At 72.0% G+C, this 12,623-nt stretch carries 11 protein-coding genes; 6 read left to right on the top strand and 5 right to left on the bottom strand.

Translation table 11 applies throughout. From position 1 onward, the window contains the following. Nucleotides 1-53 precede the first annotated feature (53 nt). On the bottom strand, nt 54-1,199 hold the full coding sequence (locus DEJ20_RS03430) for an NAD(P)-binding domain-containing protein (RefSeq protein WP_111234930.1): 1,146 nt from the start codon (nt 1,197-1,199) through the stop codon (nt 54-56). A gap of 158 nt (nt 1,200-1,357) precedes the next feature. Here DEJ20_RS03430 and DEJ20_RS03425 point away from each other — a divergent pair, with 158 nt between their 5' ends. Continuing rightward, nucleotides 1,358-1,576, top strand: coding sequence for a DUF3073 domain-containing protein (locus tag DEJ20_RS03425; protein WP_017886249.1), 219 nt, complete (start codon nt 1,358-1,360; stop codon nt 1,574-1,576). A 468-nt stretch (nt 1,577-2,044) separates the two neighbouring features. Here DEJ20_RS03425 and purM read toward each other — a convergent pair whose 3' ends face one another. Beyond that, nucleotides 2,045-3,160 carry a phosphoribosylformylglycinamidine cyclo-ligase gene (gene purM, locus DEJ20_RS03420; RefSeq protein WP_110858852.1) on the bottom strand — a complete coding sequence of 372 codons (1,116 nt, stop codon included), beginning with the start codon at nt 3,158-3,160 and terminating at the stop codon, nt 2,045-2,047. Between the two features lie 73 nt (nt 3,161-3,233). Between purM and purF the strand changes: the two genes are divergently transcribed. Beyond that, entirely contained in the window at nt 3,234-4,691 is a 1,458-nt protein-coding gene (gene purF / locus DEJ20_RS03415) for an amidophosphoribosyltransferase (RefSeq protein ID WP_027465037.1), read from the top strand. Between the two features lie 84 nt (nt 4,692-4,775). Here the strand turns inward: purF and DEJ20_RS03410 are convergent, their stop codons facing one another. Then, nucleotides 4,776-5,177 (bottom strand): hypothetical protein, encoded by a 402-nt coding sequence (locus DEJ20_RS03410; protein WP_110858851.1) that lies wholly within the window; start codon nt 5,175-5,177, stop codon nt 4,776-4,778. Nucleotides 5,178-5,285: 108 nt separating this feature from the next. Here DEJ20_RS03410 and DEJ20_RS03405 point away from each other — a divergent pair, with 108 nt between their 5' ends. Further along, nucleotides 5,286-7,874: a helix-turn-helix transcriptional regulator gene (locus DEJ20_RS03405; RefSeq protein WP_111234929.1), complete on the top strand. Its 2,589-nt coding sequence runs from the start codon at nt 5,286-5,288 to the stop codon at nt 7,872-7,874. 300 nt (nt 7,875-8,174) lie between these two features. Here the strand turns inward: DEJ20_RS03405 and DEJ20_RS03400 are convergent, their stop codons facing one another. Beyond that, complete coding sequence (locus DEJ20_RS03400; RefSeq protein ID WP_111235002.1) at nt 8,175-8,546, bottom strand: sterol carrier family protein; 372 nt, start codon at nt 8,544-8,546, stop codon at nt 8,175-8,177. A gap of 57 nt (nt 8,547-8,603) precedes the next feature. Here DEJ20_RS03400 and purD point away from each other — a divergent pair, with 57 nt between their 5' ends. Together purD and DEJ20_RS03390 are read left to right on the top strand one after the other, a co-directional pair. Then, a complete protein-coding gene (gene purD, locus DEJ20_RS03395) occupies nt 8,604-9,872 on the top strand; it encodes a phosphoribosylamine--glycine ligase (RefSeq protein WP_111234928.1) in 1,269 nt (422 codons plus the stop codon). Beyond that, nucleotides 9,869-10,738, top strand: a complete 870-nt coding sequence (locus DEJ20_RS03390; protein ID WP_027465034.1) for a phosphoribosylaminoimidazolesuccinocarboxamide synthase — start codon at nt 9,869-9,871, stop codon at nt 10,736-10,738. The genes purD and DEJ20_RS03390 overlap by 4 nt, the downstream gene beginning before the upstream one ends. A 187-nt stretch (nt 10,739-10,925) precedes the next feature. Here the strand turns inward: DEJ20_RS03390 and DEJ20_RS03385 are convergent, their stop codons facing one another. Beyond that, nucleotides 10,926-12,149, bottom strand: coding sequence for a PP2C family protein-serine/threonine phosphatase (locus tag DEJ20_RS03385; protein ID WP_111234927.1), 1,224 nt, complete (start codon nt 12,147-12,149; stop codon nt 10,926-10,928). 88 nt (nt 12,150-12,237) lie between these two features. On the opposite strand from DEJ20_RS03385, the gene DEJ20_RS03380 reads away from it, so the two are divergent. After that, a complete protein-coding gene (locus tag DEJ20_RS03380; protein ID WP_071405843.1) occupies nt 12,238-12,555 on the top strand; it encodes a hypothetical protein in 318 nt (105 codons plus the stop codon). Nucleotides 12,556-12,623: the final 68 nt, after the last annotated feature.

Below are 12,623 nucleotides of genomic sequence, written 5' to 3'. Positions count from 1 at the left end.
ACCTCGCACCGTTCACGCTGCCCCTCGCACGGTGCGAGGGGCCGCAGTGCCGTTCAGCCCGCCAGCGCATCCATGACCTGGCGGGCGATGCGTCGGCCGGCCCGGTTCGCACCGATGGTCGACGCCTGGGGACCGTAGCCGGCCAGGAACAACCGCGGCTCCTCGGCCGACCGGCCGTCCTCGACCACCACGCCGCCCGCCGTGGTCCGCAGGTGCAGCGGCGCGAGGTGCCGCAGGTCGGCGCGGAACCCCGTCGCCCAGATCACCGCGTCGGCGTGCACGTGGGTGCCGTCTGCCCGCACCACCCCGGTCTCGTCCATCCGCGTGAACATCGGCTCGTCACGCAGCACGCCGCGGTCGATGCCGGCGCGGATCCGTCTCGACACCGGGACCCCGGTACCGCTGACGATGCTCGGCAGGACCTCGCCGGCGCGGGCGGCCCGGTCCTGTTCGTCGACGGCGGCCACCGCAGACTCGACGTCGAGCGACGCGGTCCCGGCCCAGACCATCGGGCGGCGGGTGAACCACCGCGTCGAGCGGGCGACACCATCGAGTTCGAGCAGGAACCCGATCGCGCTCGTCCCACCGCCCACCACCACGACGTCCTGACGGGCGAACTCGGTGGCGCTGCGGTACTCGGTCGTGTCGACCTGGCGTCCGCGGAACACGTCGCGCCCCGGGTACCACGGCACGAAGGGGGTGCCCCACGTGCCGGACGCGTTCACCACGACCTCGGCACGGATGCGCGTCACCGTGCCGTCGGCGCTCCGGGTCGTGACGCACAGCCCGCCTTCCGCCGGGGCGTCGCCCGCCACGCCGCCGACGCCGTCGATGCGCGAGACGGACGTCACCGTGACCGGGCGCCGCACCCGCAGGTCGTAGTGCTGCTCGAACCGCCGGTAGTACTCGCCGACGACGTCCCGCGCGGGTCGTGACCGGTCGGCGTCGTCGAACTCCAGCCCCATCGCGCGCATGCCGGGCAGGTCGTGCACCCGGTGCGCCGCTCCGAGCCGCAGGGCCTCCCACCGGAACTGCCACGCCCCACCGGTGCTCGGCGCTCGGTCGAGGATCACCAGGTCGCTGCCGGGGACGAGCCCGAGGCGACGCAGGTGGTATCCCACGGAGAGCCCCGCCTGCCCCGCACCGATCACCACCACGCGGGCGTGCTGGTCGACCGGGGTCTCGAGGGGTTCCGTCATCACTTCGATTCTGCTGTGCGGGCCAGCCGTCGCGCGACGTCCAGATCGAGGTACATGGTAGAGTGATCGGCAGATTTCAAACCACGAACCGTCTGGTTCCCCGAGTGATCCTCCGTCATTCGCCAGGACCGGACCAGAGCCGAACGAGGGGGTCACGCATGGGGCGCGGCCGTCAGAAGGCGAAGCACACCAAGGTCGCCCGTGAGCTGAAGTACTTCAGCCCGCAGACGAACTACGGTGCGCTCGAGCAGGAGCTCTCCGCCGGACAACACTCCGACGAGAACTACGTCGACCGTTGGGCGGACCAGTACGGTCCGGAACCGGCGGAAGACGAAGACGAGTTCGAGACCCAGGCAGACCAGAACAAGTCCGCCTGACCTCTCTCGCAGTCACGCCGCGCAGCCCTCGGGCAGCGCGGCGTTTCCGCGTGCCCGGACACCGGACGCGCCCAGACACCGAGCGCGCCCAGGCACCCCTCGGCGCGCTCGGGTCCTCGGCTTCCAGTGGTCACGACTCACCGCGTGCATGACGCCGAGCGGTCACAAACCGTCGGTTGCAGGTGCGCCAAACGACGGTTCGTGACCACTCACCGCACGCGGCATGGCGGGTCCCGGCACACCCACGCCGGCGGCACGGGCCACCCGGCACTCGCCACCCTCCCGGTGCCACACGCCCCGGTGCCACGCACCGGTGCCGCGCCCGAGTCCCCGGGTCGAGTGGTCACGACTCACCGCGTGCATGACGCCGAGCGGTCACAAACCGTCGGTTGCAGGCCCGCCAAACGACGGTTCGTGACCACTCACCGCACGCACCACGGCACGGCACGGCCGCAGCCGTCGAGCGGGTCAGCCCGCGTAGCTCCCGACGAGCCGGACCGCGCCGCCGTCGACACCCTTGGCGCCCTGCTCGAACCCGGTCAGGTCCCGTGCGGACGTGGCGATCGTGCCGACGGGCCACGTGGGCATGCCGGCGGCGCCGAGTGACGCGATGACCTCGGCAGCGGCCCCGGCCGAGACGACGGCGAACATGCCGATGCCCAGGTTCCAGGTGCCCTCGGTGTCCTCGATCGGGGTGCCGGCCATGTCGGCCAGGACCCGGAAGACCGGGAGCGGCTGCCAGGTGGAACGGTCGACCTCGACCCAGGAGCCGACGGGCAGCACGCGCGCCAGGTTCGCGGCGATGCCACCACCGGTCACGTGCGAGAGCGAGTGCACCGCGCCCGGGTGCTGCTCGAGGAGCGCCAGGAGCGGTGCGGTGTACAGGCGGGTCGGCTCGAGCAGGGCTTCGCCGACGGAGACCGCGCCGCCGAACCCGACGCCGCTCAGCTCGGGCAGCTGGTCCGTGAAGCCGACGCCCCGCGACGCCAGGATGTGCCGCACGAGCGAGTAGCCGTTGGAGTGCAGGCCCGACGACTCGATCGCCAGGACCACGTCGCCGTCCTGCACCAGGTGCGCGCCGAGCTGTGCGTCGGCCTCGACGACACCCGTCGCCGCACCGGCCACGTCGTAGTCGTCCGGGCCGAGCAGCCCAGGGTGCTCGGCGGTCTCGCCACCGACCAGGGCGGTGCCGGTCTCCGAGCAGCCGCGGGCGATGCCGGCGACGATGTCGGCGATCCGGCCCGGCACCACGCGACCGCACGCGATGTAGTCGGTCATGAACAGCGGCTTCGCGCCGACCACGACGATGTCGTCGACGACCATGCCGACCAGGTCCTGCCCGATGGTGTCGTGCTTGTCGATCGCCTGCGCGATGGCGACCTTGGTGCCGACGCCGTCGGTGGAGGTCGCGAGCAACGGGTGTGAGAAGTCCTTCAGGAACGAGACGTCGTAGAGCCCGGCGAACCCGCCGACGCCACCGAGGACCGAGGCGTTGTGGGTGGCCGCGACCGCGGACTTCATCAGTTCGACGGCCAGGTCACCGGCAGCGGTGTCCACTCCGGCTTCGGCGTACGGGTTGGGCATGCGGAGTCCTTCGCGGTGACATGGCAGACTTGTTCGGTACCCCCCGATTCTACGGTCTGGAGCACACCCGCGAATGTGCGGCATCGTCGGCCTTGTTGCGCAGGGCCCCGCCAACCAATCCATCTACGACGCACTGCTCCTCCTGCAGCACCGCGGGCAGGACTCGACGGGCATCGCCACGGTCGAGGGTCACGTGCACCACATGCACAAGACCCGCGGCCACGTGCGAGAGGCGTTCCGCACCCGCGACATGCGTGCCCTCCTCGGCACCATGGGGCTCGGACACGTCCGCTACGCCACCAAGGGCGCCGCGACGAACGAAGAAGAAGCCCAGCCGTTCTACGTGAACGCGCCGTACGGCATCGTCCTCGTCCACAACGGCAACCTCACCAACACGCGGGAACTCACGCGTGAACTGTTCGACATCGACCGTCGTCACCTGAACACGACGAGCGACACCGAGCTCCTGGTGAACGTGCTGGCGCACGAGCTGCAGGGCCAGGTCCGCGGCGCGAACCTCGACCCGGGTCAGGTCTTCGACGCCGTCGAGCGCGTGCACGAGCGGGTCGAGGGCTCCTACGCCACGATCGCGACCATCGCCGGGCACGGGCTGCTGGCCTTCCGCGACCCGTTCGGCATCCGCCCGCTGATCCTCGGCCACAAGTTCGACGAGGCCGGGCAGCCGGAGTGGGTCGTCGCGAGCGAGTCGCTCGTGCTCGAGTCCGGCGGCTACGAGATCGTCCGCGACATCGCCCCGGGCGAGGCCGTGTTCATCGAGATGAACGGCCAGATGCACGCCCGCCAGTGCGCGAAGAACCCGCGTCTGGTGCCGTGCTCGTTCGAGTACGTCTACCTGGCGCGCCCCGACTCGGTGATGAACGGCATCTCGGTCTACGACGCGCGTCTGCGCCTCGGCAACCGCCTGGCCGACACCATCGAGCAGTACGCGCCGACCGGTGACATCGACGTGGTCATGCCGATCCCGGACTCGAGCCGTCCGGCCGCCATGCAGGTCGCCCGGAAGCTCGGCATCGAGTACCGCGAGGGCTTCTACAAGAACCGCTACGTCGGCCGAACCTTCATCATGCCGGGGCAGGCGGAGCGCAAGCGTTCGGTGCGCCAGAAGCTCAACGCGATGTCGTCCGAGTTCAAGGGCAAGAACATTCTGATCGTCGACGACTCGATCGTCCGTGGCACCACGAGCCGCGAGATCGTCGAGATGGCCCGGGCCGCGGGCGCGAACGAGGTCACGTTCACGAGCGCCGCTCCCCCTGTCCGGTTCCCGCACGTCTACGGCATCAACATGCCGACGCGTGCGGAGCTCATCGCGCACGACCGGAAGATCCCGGAGATCAACCGCGTGCTCGGCAGCGACCACCTGATCTACCAGGAGGTCGGGGACATGCGCGACGCCATCATCGAGGGCTCGGACGTGACCGACCTCGAGATGAGCTGCTTCACGGGCGAGTACGTCACGGGCACCGTGAGCCCGGAGTACCTGTCCTGGGTCGAGGCGAACCAGCTCAGCTAGGTCGCGTCCGAGACGCGACCAGACGACAGACGGGAGGCCCGGTGCCAGCTGGCACCGGGCCTCCAGTCCGTTGGTCGGGGGCGGCTACGGCCGCTGGTCACCGTGGTCGTCGAGCTCACCGTCGACCGTCTCGGGCGGCAGTTCGACCTCGACGCGCTCCGCCGTCAGGCGGGCCGACCGCCGGGCGTAGACCCGGTCGAACACGACGGCGACGACCGCACCGACGAAGGCGCCGATCGTGACGCCCCACAGGCTGAAGTAGCCGACCAGGCTGCCGAAGCTGGTCTGGTCCCGCTGGCCGCCGAGGTTCATGGTGAGGGCGACCACGACGAGGGTCGCGAGGAACCCGAGCACGGCACCGCCGACGATGAACACGCCGAACTTCGGTGCACGGCGGATGGTGACCTCGTCGGGGCTGGCGACCGCGCTGGGAGCCGGTGCCGGCGTGGGGAGCGGCTGCTCGTCGGGTTGATCGGTGTTGCTCACCCGTCCATTGTCCCCCACTGTGGGACGTCCCGCGGCCTGTGCGCGGCGACCGATCCGGGAGAGGATGGTCGCTACTGGTCGGTATCCCAAGCGGAGGAGGTGTGTCGGATGCGTGAACGAACCGCACCCGCCCGCCGACGCCGACCGGCCGCCCCCGCCCGCGTGGCCTGGCCCGTCGCGCAGCGCGCGGAGGAGGACCGCGCCGTCGCCGTCGTCGCCGAGCACCGGTGGAGCGTCGCGCTCGTCGGTGCCCCCGGCATCGGCAAGAGCACCGCCGCGGCGCGGGTCACCGACCGCGTCGCCGGTCGCGACGGCACCGGCCGCACGGTCGTCGTGCCGATCACGGCGGTCGCCGCGAGCCGGTCGATGCCCTTCGGCGCCGTCGCCGAGCGCTTCGGCGAGCTGCCGGCGTCCATCTCGGAGCTGTCCGACGACACCGGCGCCGAGCAGCGCTTCCGGGCGATCGAGGACCTCGTCGACCGTGACGTCCTGCTCCGCGTCGACGACGCCGACCACCTCGACGCGATCTCCGCGCGGTACGTCGCCTGGCTGGTCCGCCGACAGGGTGCTCGGCTGGTCCTGACCTGCCGCGACTTCACGGCGCTCCCCGAGCCGCTCCGCGCACTGTGGCAGGACGACCTGCTCGAGCGCATCGACCTGCAGCCACTCGCCCTGCACGAGACCGCCGCGCTCGTGGCCGAGGCGCTGGGCTCGCCGCTCGAGAACGCCTCGGCCGAGCGCGTCCACCGCGCCACCGCCGGCAACCCGCTGTACCTGCGCGAGGTGGTCCGTGCGGCGCGGGTCTCCGGCGCCCTCGACCACACCGCGACCGGGTGGTACTGGCGTGGGCGGGTGACCGCGTCGGACAGCCTCGCGGACATGTACCGCACGGAGCTCGGGTCGCTGCCGGAGGACCTGCGCGACGTCGTCGACATCGTCGCCCTCGCCGACCCGATCCCGCTCGCGCGCCTGCTCGGCCTGGTGACCGGCGGGGACGTCGACCGGGTCGTCGCGCTCGGCCTGGTCCGGATCGACTCGCTCGAGGACGGCGCCGCGGTCGTCCGGCCGTCGCACCCGCTCGTCGGCGAGGTCATCCGGACCCTGGTGCCGGTCGCCCGGCGCACGGCACTCTTCGCGCGCGCCAACGCGTTCCGCACCGACCGGCCCGAGGGTGCACCGCCCGCCGCACGGCTGCGTGCCGCGCTGTGGTCGCTCGAGTGCGGAGTCCTGCCGTCGGTCGACCAGCTGCTCGACGCGGCGCAGGTCGCCGTGCGGCTGCAGGAGCACGAGAGCGGGATCGCCCTGGCCTCGGCAGCGCTCCGCACGACGCTCACCCCCACCGAGCAGGTCGCGGCGCACTGCCTCCGCTCGCTGGCGTACTCGTACTCCGACGGCCGTGAAGCCGGCCGCGCCGACGCCGAAGCCGCCTGGGGCGTGGCCAAGCGGCACGTCGGCGACGTCACCGACGAGGCCGTGATCGAAGCGTGCGAGACCCTGGCGAACATCCGCCAGTTCCACGACGACGACGTCCCGGCGGCGGTCGCCCTGACCGATGCCGCCACGCGCCTGGTGGTGTCCGACGAGGCCGTCGAACGGCTGCGGCTGCTGCGGATGGCGCACCAGGGCTGGGGTGGAGACTTCGCCGAGGTCCGGGCCGAGATCGAGCGCAGCGGCATCGTGGACGCTCCGACCATGCCGATGTCGTTCCTCGCCGTCGCACCCTGCGCCGTGATGGCGTTGGCGACCGCCGGCCGACTGGACGACGCGTCCGCGCTCGGTCGCCGTGCCCTGGCCACCGCGTTGGCGCACGTCGAGGCAGCCCCGTGGAGCGTCGGCGAGAACTCCTCCGTCCTGCACCAGGTGCAGATGTGGCGCGGCGACCTGGACGACCTGATCACCGAGGTGCCGGCGGGCCGGTCCAGCCCGTACCTGAAGTACGACTTCACGCTCGAGCTCATCGGCCAGGGCAACCTGGCCATCGCGCAGCGCCGCTGGGACGACGCGATCGCGGCGTTCTCGGCGGCGTGCGAGCGCTACGACATCGCCGACCACGGCGGGTTCGCGGCCTACCCCTGGGCACGTCTGGCCCTGGCGCACGCCTACGCCGGGCACCCGGAGGCGGCAAGCCGAACGCTCGAGCGTGCTCGGACCACGCCGCAGCGGGCGATGCGGATCACCGGCGAGCAGGTCGCCGTCACGATCGCCTGGACCGAGGCCGTGCTCGGCAACCCGGCCGGACTGCAGCACGCCGACGACATCATCGAACGCAGCACGGCCAACGGCTCGTGGACGCACGTCATGTACGGGTACGCGCTGCACCACGCGGTCGGCATGCTGCAGGGGCGCGACTCGGCGTCGTCGCTCGACCGGATGCGCGAGGCCGCGACCCGCGTCGACGGCCCGCTCGCAGCCGCGGTCATCGAGTACGCCGACGCCGTGCGTGCCGACGACCGGACGCGGGTGATCGCGGCGCAGGGCGTGCTCGCGGCGCACGGTGTCTCGGTGACCGCTGGGCGCTCGAAACCACCGCTGACGAAGCGCGAGTACGAGGTCGCCGAGCTCGCCGCGCAGGGGTTGAGCAACAGGCGGATCGCGGAGTCCCTCGGGCTCTCGACGCGGACGATCGACGCGCACCTGTCGCGCGTCTTCGCGAAGTGGGACCTGCACGCGCGGTCGGAGCTCACCGAACTGCTCTGAGCTGCTCGGTACTCGGCACGGCCGGCTCGGCGTTCCGCATCGGCTGTCGCACACGCAAGAACGTTGCGGATTGCAGCACGACGCGCCGCTGCGATTGACACGTTGTGTGGAACATCGCGTACCTTGGTGCCTGTCGCCGGGTTCGGACCCGTTCGGGTCGGGTCCGAATCCCGGCGACTTCAAGCTTAGGAACCCGGTCGATGCGGGCGCATCGGTAGGGACTACCTAATTCGCGCAGGACTTCTCCGCAGGCGGCTTCGGCGCCGTTCGGTCAGGCGCGGGTGGGTCTGGTGCCGGGGGTCAGGCGCCGGGGGCGGGCAGCCGGACCGGCAGGAACGCCGTCAGGTCGGCGCGCGAGCCCGAGGCACTGACGCGCGACTGCGCGACCGCCTCGGCCCAGGTCAGCTCGCCGGACGCGAGTGCCAGCCACGTGGTGGCGTCGGTCTCGACCACGTTCGGCGGCGTGCCACGGGTGTGCCGGGGTCCGGGCACGGCCTGCACGGCGGCGAACGGCGGCACCCGTACCTCGACGCTGTTGCCCGGGACCTCGTCCGCCAGGCACTGCAACGTCCACCGAACCGCGGTCGCGACGGCCGGTCGGGCCGTCTCCCCACGACGCACCGCGGCCAGTGCCGCGCGCCCGTCGGCGTCCTCGATCCTCTTGGGTGGCATCTCCACAGGCTAGCCCTCGCATCGCGGGCGACGAGTCGGGCTGGGTAGGGTGATCGGGTGCGAATCCTCGTCCTCGGTTCCGGTGCCCGCGAGCACGCGATCATCACGGCCCTCCTCGCTGAGCATGCGGGTCACGTCATCACGGCAGCGCCCGGCAACGCCGGCATCGCCGCCGACGTCGAGACCGTCTCCCTCGACCCCACGAACGGCGCGCTCGTCGCCGAGTACGCGATCGAGAACGACATCGAGCTCGTCGTCGTGGGCCCCGAGGCCCCGCTCATCGCCGGCGTGGCCGACCCGGTGCGCACCCGCGGCATCCCGGTGTTCGGGCCGGGCAAGGCCGCCGCGCAGCTCGAGGGCTCGAAGGCGTTCGCCAAGCGGATCATGGGCGAGGCCGGTGTGCCCACCGGGCGTCCGGTCTACGCGGGCACGGCGGACGAAGCCGTCGCCGCGATCGACGAGCTCGGCGCCCCGTACGTGGTCAAGGCCGACGGGCTCGCCGCCGGCAAGGGCGTGCTCGTGACCGACGACCGCCAGGCCGCGATCGACCACGCCACCTACTGGCTCCAGCACGGACACGTCGTGGTCGAGGAGTTCCTCGACGGCGAAGAGGTCTCGTTGTTCTTCCTGAGCGACGGGCACGACGTCCGTGCGCTCAGCCCCGCGCAGGACTACAAGCGTCTGGCCGACGGCGACCTCGGCCCGAACACCGGCGGCATGGGCGCGTACTCGCCGCTGCCGTGGCTCGCCGACCGCTGGCCGTCCGAGCAGGCCTTCGTCGACGAGGTCACCGAGCTCGTCGCGCTGCCGACCGTCCGCCGCCTCGAGCACGAGGGCACGCCGTTCGTCGGGCTCCTGTACTGCGGCCTCATCGTCACCGAGCAGGGCGTCCGCGTGATCGAGTTCAACGCGCGCTTCGGTGACCCGGAGACGCAGGTCGTGCTCCCCCGCCTGGCCACGCCGCTCAGCGAACTCCTGCTGGCCGCCGCCACCGGGCAGCTGGGTGCCGTACCCGCACCCGTGTTCCGCGACGAGGTCGCCGTGACCGTCGTCCTGGCGAGCGAGGGCTACCCGGAGAACCCGCAGACCGGCCGACCGATCACCGGCATCGACGACGCGAACGCCCGCGACGGCGTCTCGGTCGCGCACGCCGCCACCGGCGTCCTCGACGACACGCTCGTCGCCACGGGTGGCCGGGTGCTCAGCGTCGTCGCGACCGGGTCGGACTTCGCCCAGGCCCGCGAGCGCGCCTACGCCGGGCTCGGCGACATCACGCTCGACGGCGCGCAGTTCCGCACCGACATCGCCGCGAAGGTCGCGAAGTGACCGCCCCCGCGCCGATCGCCGGCTGGCGGCACGTCTCGTCCGGCAAGGTCCGCGAGCTCTACGTGCCCGAGGGCACCGCCGACCTGGCGAGCGCGTCCGAGCTGCTGCTCGTCGCCTCGGACCGGGTCAGCGCCTACGACTTCGCGCTCGAGCCGCCGATCCCGGGCAAGGGCGAGCTGCTGACCCGCCTGTCACGGTTCTGGTTCACCCAGCTGAGCGACGTCCCGAACCACATCATCGGCCCGTCCTCCGGTGGCACCCCGGTGCCCGCCGAGGTCGAGGCACGGTCGATGCACGTCATGCCGCTGACGATGTTCCCCGTCGAGTGCGTCGTGCGCGGGTACCTGGTCGGCAGCGGCTGGGCCGAGTACCAGGAGACCGGCAGCGTGTGCGGCGTCGCGCTCCCCGCCGGGCTGTCCAACGGTGACCGCCTGCCGGAACCGATCTACACGCCGGCGTACAAGGCAGCCCAGGGCGAGCACGACGAGAACATCTCGTACGAGCAGACCGTCGACCTGGTCGGTGCCGAGACCGCTGCCACCCTGCGCGACCTCTCGCTGCACGTCTACACCGAGGCCGCGGCCATCGCTCTCGAACGGGACGTCGTGATCGCGGACACGAAGTTCGAGTTCGGGCAGGACGCCACCGGCCGGATCCGCATCGCCGACGAGGTCCTGACGAGCGACTCCAGCCGCTACTGGGACGCCCGCTCCGCCGACCGCACCGACTCGTTCGACAAGCAGATCGTGCGGGACTGGCTCAGCGCGCACTGGGACCGTCAGGGCACGCCGCCGGTGCTCCCGGACGAGATCGTCGAGCGCACGGCTGCGCGGTACGCCGAGCTGATCGAGCGCCTCGGCGCCTGACGCCGCGCCCGGCCGGCTCCCGCCGGTGCCTGGCCAGCGGTCACGACACCCCGCTCAGCTCTGGCGACCGGTCACGAACCGTCGGCCGAGGCCCCGCCAACCGACGGTTCGCGACCACTCGGCGGCCCGCGCACGACACGTCGCGACCACTCGAACCGCCGACGAGCCGGCGGCGGTTCTCGACCGCTCAGGCCTCGACGGTCTCGACGGCCTCGCGCGCCACCACGACGACGGTCAGGTCGTCACCCGGGTCGTGCTCGGCGACGCGTGCGCGCACCCGCTGCAGGAACGTCTCGACGTCCGGGGACTCCCGGTACAGCGACCCGAGCTCGGACAGCGACGCGAGCGTGGAGTCCCAGAGCTCGAGCGCGCCGTCGGTCACGACGATGAGCACGTCACCGGGCCGGAGCACGAGCGACCCGGCGGCGCGGGGCATCCCGGCGGGGTGCAGCCCGATCGGCAGGTCCGACGACCGCAGGATCCGCTCGGCACCGTCGTCACGGAGCTGCAGCACGAGCCCGTGGCCGGCGTCGGCGAAGTCGAGGCGCCCGGTGGACGGGGTCAGCCGGCCGTGGAACATCGTCGCGAAGGACTCGGCGCGGCTGAGCTCGGGTGCGACCTGTGCCTCGAGTTCGGCGACGGCGACGCCCGGGTCCTGGTCGCCGCGGGCGAGCAGGCCTCCGCGGATGTTCGCGGCGAGGAGCCCGGCGGACATCCCCTTGCCCATGACGTCCGACACGGTCAGGTGGATCGAGTCATCGCCGGAACGGTGCCAGTCGTGGAAGTCGCCGGAGACGAGCCCGTGCGGGATCGACATCCCCGTGATCCGGTACCCGGGCACCTGCACCTCGGCCGGCTGCAGGCCTCTGAGCACGGTGCGCAGGCGGTCCTCGTCGGCTCCGGCGAGGAGCTCGCGTTCCGCCCAGATGCCGAGTTCCTGCAGGAGTTCGAGCTCGTCGGCGTCGAGGGTGCGCGGCTCGGGGTCGATCAGGCAGAGGGTGCCGATCTTCAGGTCGTCGTCGCCGGCACGGAGCCCGACTCCGGCGTAGAACCGGACGTTCGGGTCGCCCACGACCATCGGCATGTCGGAGTACCGCTCGTCCGCGCGCGCGTCAGGGACGATCACCGGCTCACGCTCTCCGAGGGTCCGTCCGCAGAAGGTGTCCTGCAGCGGGATCACCGGGTCGAAGACCGTGTCGCTCTGCTGCGACTTGATCGTCAGCGTGGTCTCGCCAGCCAGGTTGAGGAAGGAACCGGAGACCCCGAGGGCCTCCCGTGCGATCCGGGTGATCCGTTCGAACCGTTCCTCGACGCCACCGTCGACCACGTCGAGTGCCGCGATCAAGGCCGCTCGCCGAACGGCATCGGCCCCGGTCGGCGCGGGCACGGACATCGCGGTTTCCGGCTGCATGCTCCCACGGTAACGCGCTGAACGGACAGAGCCTGTCCCCAGTCCGGAGGGCGCAGATCGTCGGGCGCGTCGGCGTACCCTGGTCGTCGTGCTCCGAGTCGTCCCCGCAACCGTCCTCGGCGTGGCCGCGCTCCTGGCCCTCGCCGGCTGTGGCGCCCACGACTCCACCGGCCAGGTGTCGGTCACGGTGTCGTCGAACGCCGCCGACCACCCCTACGAGGTCAAGGTGTTCGCCTCGACCGGCAAGCTCTCCGAGCACCAGCGGGTGTTCCCGGGTGGAACGGCCGACTTCGCGGGCGTCCCCCTCGGCAAGGTCACGGTCCGCGCCGGTGACCTCTGCCCGCAGACGACCAAGGTGTCCGACGGCACGGTCGCGACGGTGACCCTGACCACGACCGGCTGCTGACACCACCCGCCACCACGACCGGCCGCTGACACCACCCGCCACCACGACCGGCCGCTGACCCCACCCGC

Origin of the sequence: Curtobacterium sp. MCSS17_005 (assembly GCF_003234225.2) — a bacterium.
GTDB classification, from domain to species: domain Bacteria; phylum Actinomycetota; class Actinomycetes; order Actinomycetales; family Microbacteriaceae; genus Curtobacterium; species Curtobacterium flaccumfaciens.
The sequence above is the reverse complement of the archived record's forward strand: the minus strand, read 5'-3'. Positions and strand labels throughout refer to the sequence as shown.